Source organism: Flavobacteriales bacterium, from assembly GCA_016716605.1.
GTDB lineage: Bacteria > Bacteroidota > Bacteroidia > Flavobacteriales_F > PHOS-HE28 > PHOS-HE28.
On sequence record JADJWA010000001.1, the window covers coordinates 2,289,083 to 2,313,220 of the forward strand.

21 protein-coding genes are annotated in these 24,138 nt (G+C 62.3%); 11 read left to right on the forward strand and 10 right to left on the reverse strand.

Going from position 1 to position 24,138, the window contains the following annotated elements:
• Positions 1 to 34 precede the first annotated feature (34 nt).
• The 7 genes from IPM12_09160 to IPM12_09190 all read right to left on the reverse strand — a co-directional run bounded on the left by IPM12_09160 (position 35) and on the right by IPM12_09190 (position 8,362).
• Entirely contained in the window at positions 35 to 832 is a 798-nt protein-coding gene (locus IPM12_09160) for a T9SS type A sorting domain-containing protein (protein ID MBK9147966.1), read from the reverse strand.
• 130 nt (positions 833 to 962) lie between these two features.
• Complete coding sequence (locus tag IPM12_09165) at positions 963 to 1,919, reverse strand: AAA family ATPase (protein MBK9147967.1); 957 nt, start codon at positions 1,917 to 1,919, stop codon at positions 963 to 965.
• Positions 1,916 to 3,283 (reverse strand): peptidylprolyl isomerase, encoded by a 1,368-nt coding sequence (locus IPM12_09170; protein MBK9147968.1) that lies wholly within the window; start codon positions 3,281 to 3,283, stop codon positions 1,916 to 1,918. Before IPM12_09170 ends, IPM12_09165 begins: the two co-directional genes overlap by 4 nt.
• Complete coding sequence (locus tag IPM12_09175) at positions 3,264 to 4,073, reverse strand: hypothetical protein (protein MBK9147969.1); 810 nt, start codon at positions 4,071 to 4,073, stop codon at positions 3,264 to 3,266. The genes IPM12_09170 and IPM12_09175 overlap by 20 nt, the downstream gene beginning before the upstream one ends.
• A gap of 47 nt (positions 4,074 to 4,120) precedes the next feature.
• Positions 4,121 to 6,286, reverse strand: coding sequence for a peptidylprolyl isomerase (locus IPM12_09180; GenBank protein MBK9147970.1), 2,166 nt, complete (start codon positions 6,284 to 6,286; stop codon positions 4,121 to 4,123).
• 149 nt (positions 6,287 to 6,435) lie between these two features.
• On the reverse strand, positions 6,436 to 7,263 hold the full coding sequence (locus IPM12_09185) for a LexA family transcriptional regulator (protein ID MBK9147971.1): 828 nt from the start codon (positions 7,261 to 7,263) through the stop codon (positions 6,436 to 6,438).
• Positions 7,264 to 7,498: 235 nt separating this feature from the next.
• Positions 7,499 to 8,362 carry an MBL fold metallo-hydrolase gene (locus IPM12_09190; protein ID MBK9147972.1) on the reverse strand — a complete coding sequence of 288 codons (864 nt, stop codon included), beginning with the start codon at positions 8,360 to 8,362 and terminating at the stop codon, positions 7,499 to 7,501.
• A 47-nt stretch (positions 8,363 to 8,409) separates the two neighbouring features.
• Between IPM12_09190 and IPM12_09195 the strand changes: the two genes are divergently transcribed.
• Entirely contained in the window at positions 8,410 to 8,652 is a 243-nt protein-coding gene (locus IPM12_09195; GenBank protein ID MBK9147973.1) for a hypothetical protein, read from the forward strand.
• The gene (locus tag IPM12_09200; GenBank protein ID MBK9147974.1) at positions 8,645 to 8,803 is read left to right on the forward strand and encodes a hypothetical protein; all 159 of its coding nucleotides are present in this window, start codon (positions 8,645 to 8,647) and stop codon (positions 8,801 to 8,803) included. The genes IPM12_09195 and IPM12_09200 overlap by 8 nt, the downstream gene beginning before the upstream one ends.
• On the opposite strand, the gene IPM12_09205 is transcribed toward IPM12_09200, so the two are convergent.
• Positions 8,800 to 9,252 (reverse strand): hypothetical protein, encoded by a 453-nt coding sequence (locus IPM12_09205; GenBank protein MBK9147975.1) that lies wholly within the window; start codon positions 9,250 to 9,252, stop codon positions 8,800 to 8,802. The genes IPM12_09200 and IPM12_09205 overlap by 4 nt on opposite strands.
• A gap of 110 nt (positions 9,253 to 9,362) precedes the next feature.
• Between IPM12_09205 and IPM12_09210 the strand changes: the two genes are divergently transcribed.
• Positions 9,363 to 10,733 (forward strand): peptidoglycan synthetase, encoded by a 1,371-nt coding sequence (locus tag IPM12_09210; protein MBK9147976.1) that lies wholly within the window; start codon positions 9,363 to 9,365, stop codon positions 10,731 to 10,733.
• On the opposite strand, the gene IPM12_09215 is transcribed toward IPM12_09210, so the two are convergent.
• Together IPM12_09215 and rho are read right to left on the reverse strand one after the other, a co-directional pair.
• Positions 10,723 to 11,202 (reverse strand): hypothetical protein, encoded by a 480-nt coding sequence (locus tag IPM12_09215; protein ID MBK9147977.1) that lies wholly within the window; start codon positions 11,200 to 11,202, stop codon positions 10,723 to 10,725. The genes IPM12_09210 and IPM12_09215 overlap by 11 nt on opposite strands.
• Before the next feature lie 96 nt (positions 11,203 to 11,298).
• Positions 11,299 to 13,107 carry a transcription termination factor Rho gene (rho, locus tag IPM12_09220; GenBank protein ID MBK9147978.1) on the reverse strand — a complete coding sequence of 603 codons (1,809 nt, stop codon included), beginning with the start codon at positions 13,105 to 13,107 and terminating at the stop codon, positions 11,299 to 11,301.
• 195 nt (positions 13,108 to 13,302) lie between these two features.
• On the opposite strand from rho, the gene IPM12_09225 reads away from it, so the two are divergent.
• The 8 genes from IPM12_09225 (at position 13,303) to IPM12_09260 (ending at position 24,116) form a co-directional block, all read left to right on the forward strand.
• On the forward strand, positions 13,303 to 13,770 hold the full coding sequence (locus IPM12_09225) for a DUF4293 domain-containing protein (GenBank protein ID MBK9147979.1): 468 nt from the start codon (positions 13,303 to 13,305) through the stop codon (positions 13,768 to 13,770).
• A 24-nt stretch (positions 13,771 to 13,794) separates the two neighbouring features.
• Positions 13,795 to 14,832: an agmatinase family protein gene (locus IPM12_09230; GenBank protein MBK9147980.1), complete on the forward strand. Its 1,038-nt coding sequence runs from the start codon at positions 13,795 to 13,797 to the stop codon at positions 14,830 to 14,832.
• Positions 14,833 to 14,919: 87 nt separating this feature from the next.
• Entirely contained in the window at positions 14,920 to 16,410 is a 1,491-nt protein-coding gene (locus IPM12_09235; protein ID MBK9147981.1) for a LysM peptidoglycan-binding domain-containing protein, read from the forward strand.
• Positions 16,407 to 17,891: a hypothetical protein gene (locus tag IPM12_09240; protein ID MBK9147982.1), complete on the forward strand. Its 1,485-nt coding sequence runs from the start codon at positions 16,407 to 16,409 to the stop codon at positions 17,889 to 17,891. The genes IPM12_09235 and IPM12_09240 overlap by 4 nt, the downstream gene beginning before the upstream one ends.
• Position 17,892: 1 nt before the next feature.
• Positions 17,893 to 19,128, forward strand: coding sequence for a hypothetical protein (locus tag IPM12_09245; protein MBK9147983.1), 1,236 nt, complete (start codon positions 17,893 to 17,895; stop codon positions 19,126 to 19,128).
• On the forward strand, positions 19,128 to 20,792 hold the full coding sequence (locus IPM12_09250) for an MBOAT family protein (GenBank protein ID MBK9147984.1): 1,665 nt from the start codon (positions 19,128 to 19,130) through the stop codon (positions 20,790 to 20,792). Before IPM12_09245 ends, IPM12_09250 begins: the two co-directional genes overlap by 1 nt.
• Positions 20,793 to 20,827: 35 nt before the next feature.
• Entirely contained in the window at positions 20,828 to 22,438 is a 1,611-nt protein-coding gene (locus tag IPM12_09255; protein ID MBK9147985.1) for a GMC family oxidoreductase, read from the forward strand.
• A 73-nt stretch (positions 22,439 to 22,511) separates the two neighbouring features.
• The gene (locus IPM12_09260) at positions 22,512 to 24,116 is read left to right on the forward strand and encodes a S8 family serine peptidase (protein ID MBK9147986.1); all 1,605 of its coding nucleotides are present in this window, start codon (positions 22,512 to 22,514) and stop codon (positions 24,114 to 24,116) included.
• Positions 24,117 to 24,138: the final 22 nt, after the last annotated feature.

Here is a 24,138-nt window from a genome sequence, read left to right on the forward strand (position 1 = left end):
GAACAAGCTGCTATGAGAACAGGCGCGATCCGCATCATCGTGCAATGATCAACGGAGCGCCCAAGGCGCGGTAAACCGCGGACAAAGTCATGTGGTAGGCACCTGACGGCAGACCGCTCACATCAATCGGCGCTCCTGATTTGAGGTTGCTCAGGGCCAACACGGTCCTACCGGCGGCATCCGTGATGGAGCCGTTCAGGCTGATTGGTTCGTCCAAGGGGAATTGAACCATCACCAGGTCGCTCGCCGGATTCGGTTGCAGGGTAAGGGTCGGCGTGATCGATGGCGACGGAACTCCGGTTGCGGTCGGACCAGTGATGATTACCCCCGGTGGTGTCATGCTGACCCCCGCTAGCGATATGAAGTAAGACCGGTTGTTGTCTGTGGTCCACTGGTCGTCAGCGATCTCGAAGGAGGTGCCGCCAGGATCATTCGTGATGGGGATCTGGTAAACGGTCACCCATTCATCAGCTGGAAGGCTCTGCTCACATCCTCCATCGTCAAAGAGGTCGCCGAGCAGGGTTAGCCCGACCGAGGTCCATGTGCGGTACTTGTACCCGGTTCCCGGGGACTGCGTGCTAGAGGGGGCCACCGGGAATGCCACGCTGGGCGCCGGGCACCAAGCACTTGACCCGAGTCCCAAAGTGGCCGGTGAGGAATCCGGCCACCGGACCGTGAACACGCAACTGCTCAGCAACTGATCGAAGCTGAAATCGTTCGCGCGAAGCTTCACCAGGAGCTGCTGATTGCCGACATCATGCTCCAGCGTGATGTCAACTCCTGTCGGGAGCTGAGCATTCGTTGCTCCGGATCCTGCGATTGCTGATGCCATAAGGGCAACGCGCCACGGTATAGTCCTGATCATGAGGCTTGGGTAGGACAAAACTAGGTGAATCGGCATGCGTGTATCACGGACGCGGATCAGTTCGGTGCCAACGGCAGCACGAATGGGGCGAAAACGATTAGAGCAGTTCCTGCACGATTCGATCAACCGTTACGCCCTCGGCCTCAGCCTTGTAGTTCCGCACAATCCTGTGCCGCAGGATCGGCAGCGCAACGGCCTGTACATCAGCGATGTCAGGGGAGAATCGACCGTGAGCCAAAGCATGGGCCTTGGCACCGATCACCAGGTATTGCGATGCGCGAGGCCCGGCGCCCCAGCCAACATGATCGTTGATTATCGCGGGCGTGGCGGGCAGGCCGGGTCTTGTGCGGGTGGAGAGCTTGACCGCGTACTCGAGCACATTGTCCGCCACGGGGATCCGGCGCACGAGGCCTTGGAAGTGCAGGATCTCTTCAGCCGTGAGCACGGGCTTTAGCTCGGGTTGCGCATCGCTAGTGGTCGATTTCACTACCTGGATCTCCTCGGCGAACGTCGGGTAGTCCACCCTGATGTCGAACATGAATCGGTCGAGCTGGGCCTCGGGCAGCGGGTACGTGCCTTCCTGCTCGATTGGGTTCTGCGTGGCCAGAACGAAGAACGGTTCTGGTAAGCGGTGCGTTTGACCGGCGGCGGTCACCGCTTTCTCCTGCATGGCTTCGAGCAGGGCGGCCTGGGTCTTGGGCGGCGTCCGATTGATCTCATCGGCCAGGATGATGTTGGCGAAGAGGGGTCCCTTGATGAATCGGAAATGCCGGTCTTCACCCAGGATCTCACTGCCAATGATGTCGCTGGGCATAAGGTCCGGCGTGAATTGAATGCGATTGAAGCTCAATCCGAGCGAGCGGGCCACCGTGTTCACCAGCAGGGTCTTCGCCAAACCGGGCACGCCTACCAACAGGCAATGGCCGCGGCTGAAGATCCCCAGCAGCACATGATCCACCACGGCATCCTGCCCGATGATCACTTTGTTCACTTCGGCTTTCAGGCGGCGGTACTGCTCGCCGAATCGCTCTACGCTCTGCACATCGTTGCTCATGGTCGTGGTCCGATATCCGGCTGGTTCCAAGGGTGTGTGAAGGGACAATCCCGGTAATCGGGGTCGATGCGGATGAAGGTGCCGCCGGCGCGCTCGTTGATCCACCGGTCAACGGCTTCCTGCCGTTTGCGAGCTTCCGCGGCTTGATGGATCAGTCGGTAATCGTCTCGCAGATTGGCGCGGTGCGGCTCAGAGCGGCTCAGCAAGCGGAGCAGGCGGTATGACTTGCTGCCATCGGGGCTGATGATCACCTGCGGCTCGCTGATCTCACCGGGCTTCAGCTTGTCGAGCACGAAGAAGGTCTGCTGGTCAAGCGCCTTCAGGTCCCAACGGGTCGAATTCGTATTCGGCTCAACCATCAGCCCGCGGTTGCCCTTGCTGTCCTCGTCGTGGCTCAAGGCCAGCGCGGCCTCACCGAAATCGCCCGTGCCGGCCAGGACCGCTGTGCGCACGCTGTCGAGGCGGTCGCGCTCGCGCAGGAGATCGGCCGGTGAGACCTTCGGGATCATGAGGATGTGTCGGGCATTGTACTGTTCGCCGCGCCGTTCGATCATCTGCATGAAGTGCCAGCCGAATTGCGTGCTGAACACATTGCTCACTTCACCGTCCTTCAGGCTCATGGCCACGGCATCGAACTCGGGCACCATGACGCCCGGTGGCACCATGCCCAGTTCACCGCATTCACGCGCTGAACCGGGGTCTTCGGAATATGACATGGCGAGCACGCAGAAGTCCTTCTCCTTCTTCATCACCGCCTCGCGGTACTCCTCCATCTTGCGGCGGATTCGCCTGGTCTCCTCTTCATTGGCCTTGGGCTCGCGCAGGATCGAAGCGAACTCCACCTCGGTTCCCACGTACGGCACGCTGTCCTCCGGTATGCGATCGAAGAACCGCTTCACATCGCGCGGCGTCAGTGTCACATCAGCGGTGATGCGCTGCTGCACCTGCTGCATGAGCAATTGGTCATGCACCTGCTTGCGGAAGTCCTCCTTGATCTCCGCGATGCTCTTGCCATAATACTCCTCGAGCTTGCGATCGCCGCCGATCTGCTGGGAGAAATACCGGATCCGGCGGTCGAGCTCGGCTTCCACCTGCGCGTCATCCACCACCACGCTGTCAAGCTTGCCCTGCTCCACCAGCAGCTTCTCGAACAGGAGTTCCTCGAGCATGGCGCAGCGCAGCCCTTCAGCCGGAGCCCCGCTTTGGCGGGCTTGCTCGGCTTTGCCAGAGACATCGGAGTGCAGGATGGCCTCGCGGCCCACGACGGCCACCACTTTGTCGATGAGCAGCGCTTGGGGCTGGGCGATCATGCCGAGCGGCGCAAGCAGCACCAGCATCAGGGTCTCAAGGCGTTTCGATCGCATCGGCTGCCAGGGCTTGTTGGTAGAGGTCCTCGCGCATGCGCTCGATGAGGCTGAGCTTGCGCTGGTTCAGCAGGATCGAGCGGATGTCCTGTTGCACGAGCTCGATGGGAGCCGGGCTTAGGCGGGGCCGAAGTTCGAGTATGTCAAGGAACCAGGCGCCTTCCTCATCGCGCAAGGAGATCCGTTTGCCTCCGACGGGCACTGACGTCAATGTCTCCACGGGCACTTCATTCCTAAGCTCGGTCAAGGTGGTCCAGGTGGAACTACGGTCCGTGATGGTCACGCCCCGCTTGGCCAATTGGATCTCCACTTCTCGCATGTCGTCGGCGCTGCCGCTGAGGAAACGGTCCTCGATCCGCTTGAGGGCTCGGCGGTCGTTCTCTGCCACCCTGAACCAGCGTGCTCGCATGAGGTCATCGCGCAGCACGAAACGCTCCGTGTTTCCCTGATAGTACTCCTCGATCTCACCGGGCGTGAAGGCAGTGTCGAGCCGCTGGTCCACGAGTTCCTCCTCGTAGGCGTGGAGCAGCAGCGAATTGCGGTAATCGCGCAGCTCGGCATCGAATCGTTTCCTGCTCTCCGCGAGCTGCAGTTCGGCGTGATGCAATTCCACTTGCTGCCTGAGCCAGTTCTTCAGGTAGGCCTGCACCAGCGCTGAGCTGTCCTCTGGCGCGGTACCCATGGGCACGATCTGGCGAAGGTCGCTCCAGCGCAGTTGGGAATTGTAAGCGCGCGCCACCACGGGGTCATCGTCATCGCTCGAAACGGCGCAAGCCGATAGGGTAGCCAAGGCGATGAGCCAGCCGCACGCTGAGCCTAGCTGACCGCGCCGCCGGGTCACTTGATGGAATAGAGCACGGCCTTGTCCACAGTCACCGGGTACTTCGCGCGCAGTTCAGCGATCCACTCCTTCTCCAGGTTGTCTTGGTAGGCGGCGGTGATCACACCGCGCGCCTCGTCGATTGCTTTGGGCGTGGGCTGAAGGATGCGCTTCACGTCCACTACCATCATCTTTCCCTCGAATGCGATGTCCTTGCTGAGGCCGATCGTGCTCAGACCTGCCAGGTATGGTTTCTCCTCAACGGTGAAGGTCCCGCCATCAATGCTCAATGCGAGCGGGTTCGATTTGTTCACGATGTCCATCAGGTCCTTGCCGCGCTTGCCACGCTTCAACTGGGCGCGCATCTGCTTGCTCACGGAGGCGTCGGCGCAGGCATACAGGTCGCATTCGAAGCGCGTTGGCCACATGAAGCGGTCGGCGTTGGCCTTGTGGAAGGCCTCGAGCCCGGTGCTGTCCTTCACGGCCTTGCCCCACACCTTCTGGTCAGTGAGCTCGAAGAGGAGGATCCCGTCGCGGTATTCCTTCATCAGCATTCGGAACTCCGGATATTTCTCCTCAAGCTTGCTGTCCTCATAAGCGAGGATCCGTTCATCGGCGATCTCGGAAACACGGGCGTTCATGTATGGTGCGATCGGCTGCACGCGTTCGCGGCGCTGGCGTGATTCGATCTGGTCGAGCAGTTCGCGCTGCGTCATGGAGCCGCCTGCGAAGGAGAAGACCGGCTTGCTCAGCTTAGCGGCCTTCTTTCGGTCGTAAGCCCAGCCCTCCATCACCTCGCGCACCACAACGGTATCATCCATGGTCTGGGTCATCTCTTCATATGGGCGACTCTTGGCGGCGAGCATGCGGCCGCCGCTGATGGCACCTGCCAGCTCTCGGCGATAGCGCACGGCCAGCTTGCCCTTGCCCTTCACGAAGGGGCCTTCGACGAATTGCTTGCGCAGGATGGTGTCGGTGGTTGCGGTGCCTTTCTTGAACACGTTGGAATCGACAAGGGCGATGGCCTTGTCAATGTTCTTCTGGTAGGTGGCGAACCCGTATTCCTTGCGCAGGCGCTCCATGAAGGCCTTCCGGGTGATCTCAGCGCGGCTGTCGCGGGCGATCTTGGTCTTCAGCTCGGCCTTAGCCTGGTCGAAGGAAGGCGGGGGGATGGCCTCGATGCAGCGGATGATGTGCCAGCCGAAGCGCGTTTTGACGGGATTGCTGAGCTCGCCTGGCGTGCGGAGGGCGAAGGCGGCGTCCTCGAACTCCTCGATCATCTTGCCGGTGCCGAATTGCGCGAGCTCGCCGCCTTTTGTGCTGCTGCTCTCGTCTTCGCTGTACTTGAGCGCGGCCTCGTTGAAGTTAATCGCGTTTGAGCCGAGCTGCCGATGGATCTCGCGGATGCGCTGCTCCGCGTTGGCTTGTTTCTCCGGGCTGTCCTGGTCAGTGCTGCGCAGCATGATGTGGGCCACCTTCATCTGGCCGCGAGCGGGGCGCCGTCCCGTGACTTTCACGATGTGGTAGCCGAAGCGCGTGCGCACGGGCTGGCTCACGGTCCCTTCGGGCGTATTGAAGGCGGCGTTCTCGAACGGATAGACCATCTGCAGCGCGCTGAACCAGCCCAGGTCGCCGCCGTTCTTCTGCGCACTGGGGTCCTCGCTGCCGCCCAAGCCCTTGGCCACCGCAGCGAAATCCTCGCCTCCGATGATGCGCTCGCGCAGGGCGGTGATGCGTTTCCAAGCGGCCAGTGAATCCTCAGGGCTCGCATCGGGTGCCGCTTGGATGAGGATGTGGCTGGCGCGCACTTCCTGTGTGCTGCGGTCGTATGCTTCGCGCATCAGGGCGTCGTTGAGCTCCCGGTCGATCAGGTAGGGGCGGGCCAATTGCTTGCGGTAGCCATCGAGCTCGTTGCGGAACTTGGTGATGGTGTCCATCCCGAGGGTCTCGGCCTCGCGCACTTTGAGCTTGTAGTTGATGAAGAGCTCCAGGTACTCATCCAAGGCCTCTTTGGTCACCGAGGCCTCCTTGTTGTTCTTCTTGTAGATGGCCTCGAATTCGGTGCGCGTCACGGGCTGGCCGTCAACCGTCATGAGGACGGGGTCGGTGCTGCCGTTCTGGGCGCGCGCGGCGGTGATGGACAGGGCGCAGCCTGCGGCCAACAAGAGCTTCGTCGTTGTCATTCTCTAGAACGTAAGGTCTTTGGAAGGGTGCCAAATGTAACCGTTCACTTTTGCCATGGGTCTCCTGCCTTCGCCGTTAAAAAACACCAAGCACCAACGCTTGCCTGGGCATGCCCAAAAGCGTTGGTGCGCGGGGCTTTCCGGGCTCTTCAGAAGGCCAGCCTGCCCTGCTGCTCCATGGCCAGGCGCAACTGGCCCACCTCCTTGCGCAGTTCAACCACGCTGCGGGCCAGTTCATCGCGGCTCATGTTGGGCTCGGGCAGTTCCGCGCTGATGAAGTGGGTGAATTTCCAGATCTCGAGCACGTTGGCCACTTGCACCTCGAAGGGCGCATAGAGCGGATTGGTGCTGCACAGCAGCAAGGAGCCCTTCTCCTTCAGCTGGTTGTACACCACCTTGAAGACGATGCCGTCCTCCTTGGTGATCACGATGTAGGGCTGGCCGTCACGGATGCCCTGCCAGTTCTGCACGTACTCGCCGGTCACCCATGATCCATCGGCCACGGGCGGCATGCTGTCGCCGCTGATCTGGAAGGTGCGGTACTTGCGGTCCTTGGCCAGGAAGGGCATCTGGAAGGTGGGCAGGATGCTGATGTACTCGGGGTCGGCGTAGCCCAATGCATAGCCGGCCTTGGCTTTCTCGGGCACGAGCTCCACGTTCTCGCGGTCGTTCCTATCCACCGTGGTGGCCAGCACGCGCAGCCGCCGGCCGCTGAGGTCGATGTCGCCGCCACGCTCCAGGATGCCCAGCTGACTCTCGCTCAGCTGGGTGAGGTCGTCGCGCAAGAGCTTGTCGATGCTGATCTTGTAGTACTCGCTCATGCGCACCAGCAGTTCGAAGGTGGGCTCGGCGCTGCCGTTCTCATAGCCGCTGTAGCTCGATCGCTTCACGTCGAGCGCGACCGCCACTTCCTCCTGCGATCGGCCGCGCCGGGTGCGCAGGAGCTTGATGTTGCTTCCGAAGACTGTGTTTGCCATGGTCCAGGAGGTTGTAGGTTGGTCTGAAGCAGGATGGGGGCTAGAGGGATATGCCGGGTTATCAAGCGGCACACAGCACCAATGCCAGGCTATCCGTCATGGTCTTGGCCGATTATCCGGCACAAGTATATGGCCTGTTTCCCGGAATCTTCGCGACGGAATACCCGTCAAGTTATCAACCATGGCTGCGACCCGGCGCAGTCTTCTTCCCGAGCGATGCTCCAAACGGAGCAGCTCACAAAGCGCTCAAGGGGAATGCCTCCTTCAGCCGAACGCCTTTCTCCGTGCGCTCCACGGTGCAGCACTGGTTCACGGGGTCGTGCTCGAAGAAGAGCACGATGCCCTCGTCGGCGGCCACTCCGAGGAAATCGGATTTCTCCTGCATGGTGAGCAGCGGGCGCGTATCGTAGGCCATCACCCACGGCAGCGGGATATGGTGGATGCTCGGCAATAGGTCGGCCATGTACGCGATGGTGCGGCCCTTGTGCCGGATGTGCGGGATCATCATCGCATCGGTGTGGCCATTCACCAGGAACACATCGAATGCAGGAAAGACCTCTTTCAGGTAAACGTTCTCCTCTTCGCTGCGGCGCCCCACGGGCACGAACTCCAATTGACCGCTCTCTTGGATCGGCAGGATGTTCTCTTTGAGGAAGCTCGCCTTCTCGCGCGGATTGGGTCGCGTGGCCCAGCTCCAATGGTGCTCGTTGCTCCAGAAGCGCGCGTTTCGGAAGGCAGGCACGAGCCGGTCGCCATCGCGCATGATGCTGCCGCCGCAATGATCGAAGTGCAAATGCGTGAGGAAGACATCGGTGACATCGTCGCGGCTGAAGCCCAGCTTGCGCAAGGAGCCTTCGAGAGTATCGTCGCCATGCAGGTCGTAGTGGCTGAAGAAGCGCGCATCCTGCTTGTCGCCGATGCCGTTGTCAATCAGCATCAGCCGGTCGCCATCCTCTACCAGCAGGCAGCGCATGGCCCAGGTGCAGAGGTTCTTCTCATCGGGCGGATGGTGCTTGCTCCAGAGGGTCTTGGGCACCACGCCGAACATGGCGCCGCCGTCGAGCTTGAAGTAGCCCGTGTCGATCGGGTGAAGGGTCATAGGGGCGAAGATCGCTCGACTGGATGGAGGATGCACCTTCGCCAGCCATGGCCAAGACCGTAGCGCGCTGCCTCCCTGTGATGCTCATCGAGGTAAACGAAACCGCCCTGAAGCGCATCGAACTCAGGGTGAAGAGCGGTGGCCATGATGTGCCCAAGTCCGGTGTGCGGCGGCGCTTCAAGCGTGGTTGTGCAAACCTTGAAGCGCGTGACAAGGAAGTAGCTGATTATTGGGCTGTCTATGACAATACATCAGGTCCCGCCAAACTGATTCTGCAGAAGCATGAGTAAGGCCGCGAAATCGAAGGCACAGGAAGCGTTCACCGAAATGGTCAGCCGCGCCTTTCGACGCGCAGCGAAAGCCGCGCGGATGGAAGCGAAGGCCAAGGGCACTGCCATCGCGGTGATGAAGGACGGCAAGGTGGTGCTGGTGAAGCCTTAGGACATAGGGGCGGCTTCATCCATTCGATCCAATCCAAGGAAGCGCTCGGCCTCGCGCACGAAATGCTTGCGCTCAAGTCGCAAGTAGAAACGGACCAGCCCGAGAAGGGTGAGTATCGCTGCGCAGGCGATGATGCGCATGGGCCACGTGGCCGCTTCGCCGTTGATGCGCAGGGTGTGTGCGAACAAGGCCATGGCCGCGAACAGCACAAGTGTCACGGTCACGAACCATTCCCCGAAAGCAGGTGTGAAGCGCCCGATGAACCATGGCCCATCAGCGCTCTGTTTCAGGTTGAGCGATGCCTGAAGGCCAATGACCGTTACCCGGGATCCACGCGAATAAGCGCCTTGCATGCCGAAACGGAGCATCAATCGGCTAGGGGCGTAGGCATCCGCCTTGGCCTTCATTTCCGCCCATGTGAGCGTCGAGGCGTAGCGGATCCTTCGCATTGCTGACAAGCGCGCGTTCACTTCAAACGTACAGATGATCGCCGACAACGGTCCAGTGGGCGCAGCTTCGCGGCGAGGTCAGCAGCACTTGTCCGACTGGCCCTTGTGAAATGCCCTCCCCCCAACGCCTCCACTTCATCGCCATCGGCGGCAGCGCCATGCACAATCTGGCCATCGCGCTGCATCGCCAGGGCTTCGATGTGACCGGCAGCGACGATGAGATCTTCGAGCCCAGCCGCAGCCGATTGGATCGCCTTGGCCTCTTGCCCGATCGGCTCGGCTGGCATCAGGAGGACATCACCAAGGAGATTGACGACGTGATCCTCGGCATGCACGCCCGCATCGACAATCCTGAACTGAAGCGAGCCCAGGAACTGGGCATCCCCGTTTATAGCTACCCCTCATACTTCTACGAGCGCACCAAGAGCAAGACCCGTGTGGTGATCGGCGGAAGCCACGGCAAGACCACTATCACCAGCATGATCGTGCATGTGCTGCGCCACGCTCAAGTGGAGTTCGACTACCTCGTGGGCGCACAGCTCGATGGCTTCGATTGCATGGTGAAGCTCAGCGATACGAGCAAGGTGGCCATCATCGAGGGCGATGAGTACCTCGCGTCGGCCTTGGAGCCGGTGCCCAAGTTCCATCTGTATCGGCCGGACATCGCTTTGATCAGCGGCATCGCGTGGGACCATGTGAACGTTTTCAAGACCTTCGAGAGCTACGTGGACCAATTCCGCAAGTTCATCGCGTGCATCGAGCCCGGTGGCAAGCTGGTGTATTGCGCGGAGGACCATGATGTGGAATCCCTGGCCGAAGAGGAGGCGGTGGGTGCCACGCGCATTCCCTATGGAATCCCCAAGCATCGCATCGTCGATGGTGTCACCATTCTCGAGACCGCGCATGGCGATGTCCCGCTGCAGGTCTTCGGCAAGCACAATCTGCAGAACCTCGAGGGTGCGCGCCATGTGTGCCATCTGCTCGGCATCGGCGAAAAGGAGTTCCATGCGGCGATCGGCACCTTCCACGGAGCGGCAAAGCGGCTGGAGAAGCTGGCTGAGTCCCCGGGCCGCATCGTCTTCAAGGATTTCGCGCATTCACCGAGCAAGTTGAAAGCCACCTTGGAAGCCGTGCGCGAGCAATTCCCGCAACGCCGCCTTGTGGCTTGCATGGAGCTGCACACCTACAGCAGCCTCAACGAGGGCTTCATCGACCAGTACGCCGGATGCATGGACGCCGCCGACAGCGCCATCGTGTTCTACGACCCGCATGCGGTGGAGCTCAAGCGCCTGCCGCCGATCCCTGTGGAGCGCGTGAAGCGTGCCTTCGCACGCGAGGACCTCATCGTGCTCAACGACCCCATTGCCGTGATGGGCGAGGTGCGCAAGGGCATCGGAGGGGACAGCGTGCTCTTGATGATGAGCAGCGGCAATTTCGGAGGATTGGACCTGCAGGCGCTCAGCGAGGCCTTCACCGCATAGCGCGGCGCAGGATCTTGTGGTGGATGGCACCGATGATGAGCGCGTCCGCGACCCCTGCCGCCAGGAGCGCGAAGAAGCTCATGCTCGCGTAGTTGAATGGAGTGAAGAAGCGCGTGATCATAGGGCGCACCCGAAGCTCCTCCTGTCCTTCTTCAACAGCACTGAACACGAGCTGCTCCACCCGCCGCTCGAAGGCGTCCATCTCGATGGCATGGTAGTACCACCAGAGGAAGAGCAGCATGATCAGCGCGTAGATCGCAGCGCCCTTGAATCCCTCGCGCACCAGATGCGGGAATCCGGCGTCTTCCTTCGCCTTGCGCAGGAAGCGCAGTTGATTGAAGAAGACCACGGTCACGATCGCCAGGAAATGCACCAGCATGAAATCGGCACCCTGTGGCGCGGCATCAATGGCATGCAGGATCAATCGCAACGCGATGACGACGAACGCTGTGAGAACAGCCAAGACCATCGGATCATTCAATCGTTCAAACCGGAATTCCCGGATTTCCATGGTCGACCCTGAGGTCGGTGCTACAGCGGCTTCGCACGCAATCCGTCACCACCCTCAGCCATTCATCGATACCAGGAACTCTTCGTTGCTCTTCGTCCCCTCCATGTGCTTCTTCACGAACTCCATGGCCTCCACGCTGTTCATGTCGGCCAGGTGCTTGCGCAGGATCCAGGTGCGCTGCAGCACCTCCTTGCCGTGCAGCAAGTCGTCGCGGCGGGTGCCGGAGCTCATGATGTCGATGGCGGGGAAGATGCGGCGGTTGGAGATCTTGCGGTCGAGCTGGAGCTCCATGTTGCCGGTGCCCTTGAACTCCTCGAAGATCACCTCGTCCATCTTGCTGCCGGTATCCACAAGGGCCGTGGCCAGGATGGTGAGCGAGCCGCCGTTCTCGATCTTCCGTGCGGCGCCGAAGAAGCGCTTGGGCTTCTGCAGCGCGTTGGCATCAACGCCGCCGCTGAGGATCTTGCCGCTGGCGGGCTGCACGGTGTTGTAGGCGCGGGCCAATCGCGTGATCGAGTCGAGCAGGATCACCACATCGTGCCCGCATTCGGTGAGGGCCTTGGCCTTCTCGAGCACGATGCCCGCCACTTGCACGTGGCGTGAGGCCGGCTCGTCGAAGGTGCTGGCGATCACTTCGGCCTTCACGCTGCGGGCCATGTCGGTCACTTCTTCCGGGCGCTCGTCGATGAGCAGCACGATCAGATAGGCCTCCGGATGGTTGGCGGCGATGGCATTGGCCACATCCTTCAGCAGCACGGTCTTGCCGGTCTTGGGCTGCGCCACGATCAGGCCACGCTGTCCCTTGCCGATGGGCGCGAAGAGGTCGAGCACGCGCATGCTGATGTCGGCACCCTTCGCGGCGAGGGTGAACTTCTCATCGGGGAAGAGCGGGGTGAGGAACTTGAACGGGACGCGGTCGCGCACCCATTCGGGATCGCGGCCATTGATCCGGTCGATCTTCACCAGCGGGAAGAACTTGTCGCCTTCACGCGGGGGGCGCACGAACCCGGTGACCGTGTCGCCCAGCTTCAAGCCGTATTGCTTGATCATCTGCTGGGTCACATACACGTCATCGGGCGATGCGAGGTAGTTATAATCGCTGCTGCGAAGGAAGCCGTACCCTTCGGGCATCACTTCCAGCACGCCATCGCATTCAACGAAGGCGTCGAAGGTGATCTGCTCGCGCGGCGGCTGGAAGGGGCGGTCCTGCCGCTGCTGATCGCCGCGTTGCTCGTTGCGCTGTTCCCCGCCATTGCCTTGTGGCCGATCCTGTCGCTGGTCGCGGCGGTCATCCCTGCGGTCATCGCGCCGATCGTCGCGCGGACGGTCGATCTGTTCGCCGCGTTGCTCTTGGGCGCGCTGGTCCTGCGCCGGGCGCTGCTCGCCGCCTTGCTGGCGCTCCTGCCGTTGGCGCTCCCGCCGATCGCGCCATCCTTCCTGACGGGGCTCACGGTTCTGATTCGTTGCAGGCCCTGAAGGGGAAGGCGGTGGAGCGCTGTGGGCGGCTTGCTTTTCATCAGCGCGGACTTCTCCGTCCGTACCGTCGTCCTCCTCTTCTTCGTCGTCTTCGTCCTCCTCTTCATCATCGTCCTCATCCTCCTCGGTGCCGATCGGTGCCGGTTCAGGGTCCACTTCGATGGTCGGCTCGTCCGTGGTGGCCAGTTCAGTCAAGTCCTTGTCGTCCCCGCGGAAGGTGGGTCCGATGGCCTTCTCGCCTTCGCCCTTCTTGGCGGATTGTGCCTCCAGGATCTTGGCCACCAGGTCCTGTTTCTTCAAGGTGTCGGTCTTCTTCAGGCCCAGCTTCTTGGCAAGGTCCTTCAGCTCAGCGAGCTTCATGGCGCTCAGCGCTTCATGGTCGTGCATGTGCGTGATGTAGTGTGAATGGAGCGGCGCCTGTGCGCCATGCGAAAGCCCTTCAGGGCCTCATGCGATCCGGTAAGATTTCAGTCGGGGTACAGGCGCCGATCGGAGCCCGTTGCTGACGTACGGCGCAAACGTAAGCGGATCCCTGATATGCGCAAGCCCGGCTGCGAGCATCTTTGCCCACCGAATCTGCACATGATCCAGCGCATCCAATCCGCTTTCCTCTTCATGGCAGCGCTGAGCAGCGGCGCCGCGTTGCTATTCCCGGTCCGTTCCTGGTCCCAAGGCGAACCGGCGGTGCGCTTCCTGGCAACAGGCCTGAAGACCGCCGATGGCGTCGAGGTCCAGGATATCGGGCTCCCGATTCCTTATGCCGTTCTGCATTCCGTGGTCGCGCTGGTGATGCTGGCGGCCATCTTCCTCTACTCGAACCGCATGCGTCAGGCAAGGCTGGTGCGCGGCGGGTGGATGGTGGCGCTGCTCACCGGCGTGCTGCAGTTCATCTCCTGCAATTCCATCGATGCTTATCTGGGAACAGGCGCTCAGGGGCAATACGGCGCCGCATTCTTCCTGCCAGCGGCGGTGATCCTCTTCGGCATCCTGGCTGAGCGGGCCATCCGCAAGGATGAGGAACTGGTGCGCAGCGCGGACCGGTTGAGGTAGCGCCGTGATCCTACCTTGGCCGCCATGAGCAAAGCCGCCAAGATCAAATCCTTCGACCCCAACGGCCCGGCCGACCCCGACGCGCAGATCTATGGTCTGCCATTCACCTGCGATGAAGCCAACATCGTGCTTGTACCCGTGCCGTGGGAAGTGACCACGAGCTATGGCGGCGGCACATCGCGCGGACCGGAGGCCATCCGCGAAGCGAGCTTCCAAGTGGACCTCTTCCATCCGGAGTTCCCCGGCTTGTGGAAGCGCGGCATCGCCATGGACGAGATGCCCAAGGCCCTGAAGCAGCAGAGCGATGCGCTGAAGAAGCTCGCGGCCCTGGTGATCGACGCGCAGACCGGCGAGGCTAGTCCAAAGAAGCTGGCCAAGGCGGCCAAAGCCATGGTGCTCATCAACGAGGAGTGCGCCGTGATGAACGATTGGGTGGAGGAGCGCTGCTCGCACTGGATGAACAAGGGCAAGCTCGTGGGCCTTGTGGGCGGCGATCACAGCACGCCCTTGGGCCTTTTCCGCGCGCAGGCAAAGCGCCATAGGAAGTTCGGTATCCTGCACTTCGACGCGCACCTCGACCTCCGCATCGCCTACGAGGGCTTCCTATACAGCCACGCGAGCATCATGCATAACGCCCTGCGCATCCCGCAGCTGGAGCGCATCGTGAGCGTGGGCATCCGCGATTTCTGCCAGCAGGAGAACGAGGTCTTCCTGAAGCAGAAGGACCGCGTACGCGTCGTCCGCAGCGCCGACATCCGCGCCATGCAGTTCGAAGGCGCCAGTTGGCAACAGCAATGCGATGCCATCATCAACGCATTGCCGGAGAAGGTGCACGTCAGCTTCGACATCGATGGGCTCGACCCCTTGCTCTGCCCCAACACCGGAACACCGGTGCCCGGTGGTTTGCAGTTCGAGGAGGCTGCCTATCTGCTCTCCCGGCTCGCCGCCAAGCGCACCATCATCGGCTTCGATCTTGTGGAGGTGAGCCCCGGCAAGGATGAATGGGATGCAAACGTGGGCGCACGCTTGCTGTGGCATCTGTGCGGAGTGATGGCGAATTAGCGTCCGCCTCAACACCTCCGCGTGAAGAACTGCGTTGCTTGAATAGGCGGCCGTAGCCCCGTCCGGTTCTTGCTTTACGCGCCACGCATGCGCACGTACATCGCTTTCGCATTCGCCATCAGCGCTTGCTCCGCCACCGCCCAATCCCTGCGGCGGCTCGATAGCCTCGTAGCCACCTGGCCGGTGCGCACGGCCATAGAGCAGAGCCACCGCCAAAGCAGCCCCGGAGTGGTGCGCGCCATGGACACGCACGGCCTGGAAGAGAAGCTGGAGCGGCTCGCCACCGTGCTGCCCGTGTTCACCGATAGCGTGGTTGATCGGTACGTGAACACGCTGGGTGAACAGCGACGAGAGGACCTCCGCGCTGCCCTGGGCCTGTTGGAGGAATACGCACCGCTGATCGACGGAGAGCTTGCGCGCAACGGATTGCCCAAGGAGCTGCGCTACCTGCCGCTCGGGCTCTCGTGCATGAACACCTTGGCTGTTGGGCCCGAGGGGGGGGGCGGTCTTTGGATGCTCAGCTATCCGGTGGCCGCGCGCTACGGCTTGCGGATCGATGACGTGATCGACGAGCGGCGCGATCCGCGCCTGAGCACCATGGCCGCTGCGCGATGGCTGAAGGACCTCCACGCCCGCTATGGCGATTGGACCACGGCTGTGATCGCCTTCGCTTGCGGCCCGGCGAATGTCACGCGTGCCATGGAGCGCTTGAAGGGCGAGACGGACCCGCGACTGCTGTACCCTCACTTCACAAGGGGCAGTCGCGACGCCTTGCCCTTGCTCATGGCCTTCAGCTACCTGGCAACCCATGCGGAGCAGCTCGGCATCATTCCCATTCATGTCACGCTCCTTGAGCCCGCCGATACCATCCGTTCACCCAAGGAGCTGCGCATCACGGCCATCGCCGCCGCACAGGGCATCGCCAGGGACCGGTTGATCGCACTGAACCCTACCCTGTGCGGCGATCGGGTGCCAGCCCATCACGCATTGCTCCTCCCCCCCGGCGAGCGCTTGCGCTACGAAGCCATGGCTGACAGCGTTCAGCGCCTGCAGCAATGGTTGGCCGAGAATGAGCGCAAAGCCAATGAGCCCGGTGAGGATGCGATCGCCAAAGGCCCCGATGGCCGTGAGGCCATCTACTACCGCGTGCGCAGCGGCGATTACCTCGGCCGCATCGCGCAGCGCTTCAACGTGAAGGTGTCGCAGTTGAAGGCTTGGAACAAGTTGAAGAGCGACCACATCGATGTGGGCGAGGAACTCGTGGTGTGGGTGACCGCATCGCAGCGCGCTCGATTCGAGAAGGGGCAGGAGAGGAACGATGAAGGCGACGAGCCAACGAACCAAGCCGCGCCCGCAAGGAGCCCTGCTGCCACCGCGCCAGCTGTGAGGGCCGCGCCCAAGCCCGGAGCGGAGGCGAGCGACGAGGCCTTCACCTGGTACACCGTGCGCAAGGGCGATTCGCTCTACGGCATCGCGAAGCGTTACCCTGGCGTTGATGCCGACTCGCTCATGCGCGTGAATGGCATCGGCGCAGGCATCCGTCCGGGCCAGCGCATCAAAGTCCCGGTGAAGCCATGAGCCCCGCCCGCGTGCTGGCCTTCCTATGCGCAGTTCTGGCACTGCTCGCGCTGCTGGGCCAGGTGCTACCCAAGGATGGCCTTGACCTCGGCCTCTTCACCCTGCGTATGCCCAACGCGCAGGACCAGCTCTTCGCGCAGCGGACAGTGCACGTGGACATCAGCGATATCCTCTCCGTGCAAGCCGATAGCGCCGCCATGGATACGGTAGCGATTGAAGCTGTGTCAGCGATCGTGACGGATAGCATGCCCGAGCCCAACGCCTTCGACGAGAGCAAGCTGGCGCCGCTCGAGGAACGCATCCGCTTCCATTTCCCGGAACCGGGCGCGAGCGTGCTGCATCCCTTCTTCGCTGCGCTCAAGGGAGCGTATGCGATGAAGGAGCCCATCCGCATCCTCCACTACGGCGATTCGCAGATCGAAGGAGACCGCATCACGGCGTACGTGCGCAACAAGCTGCAGACGCAGTTCCACGGCAGCGGACCGGGGCTGATCGCCGTGCTCGACGTGGGGCCGCACTTCAGCGTGCAGCGCGAGCTGAGCGAGAATTGGCAACGCTTCAGCGCAATGGATCCGAAGCTGAAGAGCCATCCGCACAAGCGCTACGGCGCGCTCTCGGCGTACTGCCGCTTCACGCCGGCCCTGCCCGACACCGTGCCCATCGACACCTTGCAGCATGCGGCCACCATCACCCTTCGGCCCGACAAACGCGCCTATGGCAAGGCCCGCGCATGGACCGAGTGCCGCCTCTTCTTCGGATGGCACCGCGCTCCGCTCACCTTGCGCACGGAGGCTGACGGCGAGCCGTTGGGCGAGGAGCTCATTGAGCCGGAAGCGCGGATGCTCGTGCGCGAGTGGCGCTTCCCGCGAACGCCCGGGGAACTCACCATCACCATGGAGGGCGCCGATAGCCCTGACGTCTTCGGCATCGCCCTCGATGGCAGCGCCGGCGTGGCCATGGACAACATCTCGGCGCGCGGCGCGGCGGGCTACGAGTTCAGCAAGGGCGATCAATCCGTGCTCGGAACCATGTTCCATGAGCTTGGCGCGAGCCTGCTGATCCTTCAATACGGCGGCAATACCCTGCCCAACATCAAGAGCAAGGAGGAAGCGGATCGCTACGGGCGCTTCTTCGGCGGTGTGATCGCCCGGCTGAAGAAGCTCAATCCCGGAGCAAGCGTGATCGTGATCGGCCCCAGCGATATGAGCATCAAGGAGGGTGAGGACTATGTGACACGGCCCTTCCTGGAGGATGTGCGCGATGCCATGAAGGCGAACGCGCTGGCCCAGGGCGCGGCCTTCTGGGACATGTACGAGGCCATGGGCGGCCGTAACAGCATGGTGAGCTGGGTGCAAGCCGACCCACCGCTCGCCGCCGATGACTACACGCATTTCAGCCCGATCGGCGCGCGCAAGGTGGGCGAGCTCTTCTACACGGCGCTGATCAATGAGTACGCGGCCTATCACAATTCGGCTCCATAGCATGCGCAGCACCATCATCATCACATTCATGCTGCTGTCGGCGCTGGCGAAAGGCCAGGCGAATCCCTTCGCCGTGCATACGAGGCCATTCATGAACCCTGCCGCCAATCACATCGTGTTCAAGGGCGATAGCAGCGCTTGGGGCGAATGGCATGCGGCCCTGGATCGCGGGCTGTTCGCAGGCGAGGGGCAAGTGAGCGTGGTGCATATCGGGGGCTCGCACGTGCAGGCTGATTTGTGGACGGGTCAGCTCCGGCACCGCTTGCAGGGCATGTCGCCCGGCATGCGCGCGGCCAAGGGGTTCATCTTCCCGTACAACATGGCGAGGAGCAACAACCCGTGGTGGTACAAGCCGGAATTCACCGGCCAGTGGTCGGCCCTGCGCAATGTGCATGCGCCGGACAGCTCTTCGCTGGGCATGGCCGGCATCAGCGCCACCACGACGGATACGCTCACCGAGATCAAGGTCAGCTTCCGGGAGGACATCCATCCCGGCTACTCCTTCGACCGCGTGCGCGTGCTGCACCGCATGGACAGCAGCTACCAGGTGTTCGCCTTGAACGATGACAGCACCGTGCGCATCACACGGCGCGTGGATGAGCTGCGCGGCTTCACCGAATTCATGTACGACCGCCACGCTGACACTCTCCGCCTCCGCATCGCGCGAACGGACTCGACTCAGCGCAGATTCATCCTCCACGGCATCGAGTTGGGCACAGGCGATCCCGGGGTCGTGCTGCACCCGCTGGGCGTGAATGGCGCCAGCACCGCGAGTTGGCTGCGCTGCCAGCGCTTCAGCGAAGAGCTCGCGCTCCTGCATCCCGACCTCGTGATCCTCTCCATCGGGATCAACGACGCGCACGATCCCGATTTCAGCCCAGTGCGGTACGAAGCCAATTACCGCGAGCTCATCCGCCGCATCCGGATCGCGAATCCGAAGGCCGCTATCCTGCTGACCACCAACACGGACAGCTACATGAAGCGGCGCTTCGTGAACAAGAACGCAGGGCCGGTGCGCGATGCCATGCTCCGGTTGAGCGCGAGCGAGGGCGTGGGCGTGTGGGATGCCTGGGGCGTGATGGGCGGGGCCGGGAGCATCCGCGCCTGGGAGAAGGCCGGCTTGGCCAAGGCCGATCGCGTGCACCTGAACCGGAATGGCTATGAGCTGCTCGGCGACCTCCTCTACGGCGCATTGATGGAAGCCTACGGAAACCACCTCAAGCTCACCTTCCGCTGATGACAGGGGGCATCGACTGGTCATCGCTGTTCCTCTACGACGAGCATTCGCCGCTCATCTTCACCCGCTTCTTTTTCTGGGGATTCTTCCTGGTGGTGCTCGCCGGCTATAGCTCGGTGCATAAGCGTCCGCAATGGCGCAGCGCATGGCTCTTCGGCGTGAGCCTTTTCTTCTACTACAAGACCAGCGGCCTGTTCGTTGGCCTTCTGGGCTTCAGCATCGTCATGGATTTCCTCCTTGGCCGGGCCAGCGCATCCTCTGATGACAAGCTGCGCAAGCGGCTGCTGCTCGCCACGAGCGTAACGCTGAACCTGCTCGTGCTCGGCTACTTCAAGTACGCGCACTTCGTAGTGGAGAACATCAACGCGATCGCAGGCACCGCCTTCGAGCCGGTCAACTACTTCGCGCGCTGGGCCAACCACGCATGGGATGCGCATTTCGTGGAGAACAAGGTGCTTCTCCCGGTGGGCATCAGCTTCTACACCTTCCAGTGTATGAGCTACGCGATCGATGTCTATCGCGGGCACCTCCGGCCGGTCCGCAACCTGCTCGATTTCGGTTTCTATGTCAGCTTCTTCCCGCAGCTGGTCGCCGGGCCGATCGTGCGCGCCAGCGAGTTCATCCCGCAGATCGCGAAGCCGTACAGCCTTACGCGGCCCGAGTTCGGCATCGCGGTGTTCTGGATCCTGAACGGCTTGCTGAAGAAGATGATCATCGGCGACTACATCGCGGTGAACTTCATCGACCGCGTCTTCGCCGATCCGTTGCGCTACTCGGGCCTCGAGAACCTGATGGCGCTCTTCGGCTACTCCCTCCAGGTCTACGCCGATTTCAGCGGCTACACCGACATCGCCATCGGCGTGGCCCTGCTCATGGGCTTCCGGCTCACCATGAACTTCAACAGCCCTTACAAGGCGCGTAACGTGGCCGAGTTCTGGAAGCGCTGGCACATGAGCCTGAGCACCTGGCTCCGTGACTACCTCTACATCCCCATGGGCGGCAATCGCGGGGGATCGCTCTTCTCATGGATCATGCTCGGGGTGGTCGGTGCGGCACTGATCCTGCTCACCGGGTGGTGGTGGCTGCCGGTGGTGTACTTGAGCGCCATCGCTGCTGCTTACGTGCTGGTGCAGTTCTCGCCGGCCGCGCACAACGCCATCACCACCAATTTGAATCTGATGATCACCATGCTCATCGGCGGCCTATGGCATGGTGCCAGTTGGATGTTCGTGATCTGGGGCGGGCTGAATGGCCTGGGCCTGCTGGTGTACAAGCAATGGAAGCGCATCAGTCCGTGGGAGAAGAGCGCGCATTGGGCAGCGCATGCCTGGAAGGTCCTGATCACCTTCTGCTTCATCAGCTTCACGCGCATCTGGTTCCGCAGCCCCGATCTGCAGACCGCCAATGAGTTCCTCCATCAGGTGGCCGGGTCTTTCAACCTGCATCTCGCCGGTGATGTGCTTTGGGCCTTCCGCAGCGTTTTCAGTGTGATGGTCCTCGGCCTCGTGGTGCATTGGCTGCCGGAATCGCTCAAGCAGCGCTATCGCGAGGGCTTCGCGGCGCTCCCGCTCTGGGCGATGGCATTGGCGTGCGCGGCCGTGGTGGCGCTCATCTACCAGACCGTGACGGCTGAGATGGTGCCATTCATCTACTTCCAGTTCTAGCGCGCACGGCTCTCGCCCACCGGTAGCTTTGGTCCATGCCCGCCAACGACGTCCTTGACCACATCGTCATCGGCTCCGGATTCGGCGGCAGTGTCAGCGCGATGCGGCTGGCGGAGAAGGGCTACAGCGTGGTCGTGCTGGAGAAGGGCAAGCGATGGGAGGCGAAGGATTTCCCGCGCACCAATTGGAGCGTGCGCAAGTTCCTGTGGGCACCGTTGCTGCGCTGCTTCGGTCCGCAGCGGATCGAGTTGCTCAATCGGATCATGGTGCTCAGTGGTACGGGCGTGGGCGGCGGAAGCCTCATTTACGCCAATACCCACATGATGCCTGGCGATGCCTTCTTCTCGCACCCGGCGTGGTCTCGCTTCGACGATTGGAAGGAGCGATTGGCCCCGCATTACGCCACCGCCCGCTTCATGCTGGGCAGCACGCGTTACGAGCAGGAAGGCCCAGAGGACCGCGTGCTGGCGGAGATCGCGCGCGACATGGGCAGGGCCGATACTTACAAGCCCGTGGATCACGTGGGCGTTTACCTCGGCGATACGAAGGCGCCCACCGACCCGTACTTCAGCGGCCTTGGCCCAGCCCGGACCGGATGCACCGCGTGCGCCAACTGCATGGTGGGCTGTCGCTACAATGCCAAGAACACGCTGGACAAGAATTACCTCTGGTTCGCGGAGCGATTCGGCGCCCGCATCGAGGCGGAGACAGAGGTCACGCGCATCGAGCACAAGGACGGATTATACCATGTGCATGTGCGGAGCACCACGGCCTTGTTCGGACGAAGGGCGCGCGTGCTCCGGTCAAGAGGGCTTGTGGTGAGCGCGGGCGTGATGGGCACTTTGAAGCTGCTCCTGCGGCAGAAGCATGAGCTGCGCACGCTGCAGAAGCTGTCGGATAAGCTCGGCGCCATGGTGCGCACCAACAGCGAATCGCTCTGCGGCATCAGCGGCATCCCGGAGAAGGTGAATCACGGTGTGGCGATCAGCCGGGTGTTCGAGCCGGATGCCCATACGCACATCGAGCTGGTGAAGTACGGCGATGGCTCCGGCGCCATGGGCCTGCTGGCCGTGATGGCCGCAGGCGATGGACCGCCGATCATGCGCGTGGCGAAGAGCGTCTGGAGCATGATCACCCAGCCGCGCAGGGCTTTCAATGCGCTGCGACGCGATTTCGGGAGGCACAGCATCATCCTGTTGGTGATGCAGAGCCTGGATAATGCCGTGCGCGTGAGCTGGCGGAAGGGCTTGTTCGGTGGGAAGCTGAGCGTGGCGCACGAGGGTGGCAGGCGCGTGCCGGCCTACATCGGCATCGGGCAGGAGGTGATGCATCGCTACGCCTCGAAGACCGGCGGCACCGCCATGAACGCTTTGCCCGAAGTGCTGCTGGACATGAGCAGCACGGCGCACATCCTCGGTGGTTGCCCCATGGGCACGACTGCCGAGGAGGGCGTGGTGAATGAGCGCTTCGAGGCCTTCGGATATCCCGAGCTGCGGATCCTCGATGGCTCCATCATCCCGGCGAACCTGGGCGTGAACCCGAGCCTGACGATCACGGCACTGGCCGAGTATGCGATGAGCCTGGTGCCGAACAGGACAGGGCACGCAGGGCCGACCTTGAGCGAGCAACTCGCGGCGCGCGGGTAGTAGTCCCGAATTCTCATGATGACCATGGAAGCGATTTCATCGCCTTACTTTGAGCGAACTTGAACACATCGCCATGAGACTGCCCGTCGCGTTCACCTGCCTCGCGTTCACCGCCTCGCTGCTTGCCCAATCGAGCGATCGAATCATCATTCGCGTCTCGCCCGATGCACCGCTGAAGCCCGTTCCCATCGCCGCGAAGGCCGCCACCGGCCTCGGGCCCGTGGATCGCTTGAGCGCATCACTCCGTGCCGAGCGCATCCAGCGCCTCGCGCCGTTGAAGGCCGGCATGCCACGCCTCTATTCGGTTGAGCTGCCCGAAGGCGTTGATGTGGATCAAGCGCTTGCCGGGTATCGATCGCTGGCCGGCGTGATGCGCGCCGAGCGTGATCACATGGGCCATGGCGGCGGCGATCGCGACTTCACGCCGAACGACCCCCACTACGACAAGCAATGGGGCCTGCACAACGATGGCTCATTCGCGCTCTCGCCGGCGGTGGCAGGCGCAGACATCGATATGCAGGCGGCATGGGACATTGAGCAGGGCAGTGAAGAGGTTACCGTGGCCATCATCGACAGCGGCGCGCGCCTGCAGCACCCCGACTGGGGCGATCGCCTATGGCTGAACACCGAAGAGGTCGCAGGCAACAGCACCGACGACGATGGGAACGGCTTCGTGGATGACGTTCAGGGATGGGACTTCGCCAACAACGATAACGACCCCACCGATGACCAAGGCCATGGCACCAACGTCACCAGCATCGTGGCGGCCGCCGGGAACAACGGAGTTGGATTCTCGGGCGTGGACCTCAATTGCAAGGCCATGGTGATCAAGGCGCTGAACAGCTCGAATCAGGGCTTCTACAGCTGGTGGATCGCAGGCATGTACTACGCCATCGATAACGGCGCGGATGTGATCAGCATGAGCATGGGTGGAACCGATCCTTCACCGGAGATGCAGGCGGCCGTCGATTTCGCCTTGGCCAATGGCGTGCTCGTGGTGGCCTGCATGATGAACACCAACAGCAACGTGCCGTTCATCCCTGCAGCGCTCAATGGTGTGATGGCCGTGGGCGCCACCAAGCCGAATGATCGGCGCGCTGTGCCTTTCTATTGGAGCGCTTCAAGCGGCAGCAACTATGGGCCGCACATCAGCGTTTGCGCGCCGGGCGATTACATCTACGGGCTCAGTCACGCCAGCAATGTCTCATTCACCTCCTATTGGTCCGGCACTTCGCAGGCCACGCCGCATGTGAGCGCATTGGCTGCACTGCTCAAGGCCCAGCAACCGGGACGAACGCCCGCGCAGATCCGCGCCATCATCGAGGCCACCGCAGAGGACCAGGTGGGTGACCCGTTGGAGGACACGCCAGGATTCGACCATTACCACGGGCATGGGCGGATCAATGCATTCAATGCGCTCATGTTCGCCGTTGGCACAGGCGAGGTGGTTGCACCAGCGAATGAGCTCCTGATCTACCCGAACCCTTCGAGCGGCCGTGTGCGCATTCATTCAACTGAAAGCGGCAACCTGGAGATCCTCGATGGGGCAGGCCGCTTGGCTCATGCCCAAAGCATCGGAACGGGCCCAGTGAGCATAGAAGGGTTGATGCCCGGATGCTACGTGGCCAGGCTGAGCACATCGAAGGGCGTGAGCGCAGAGCGCTTCATCGCCCAGTAATGCCTCATTCCGCCGTGGGCAT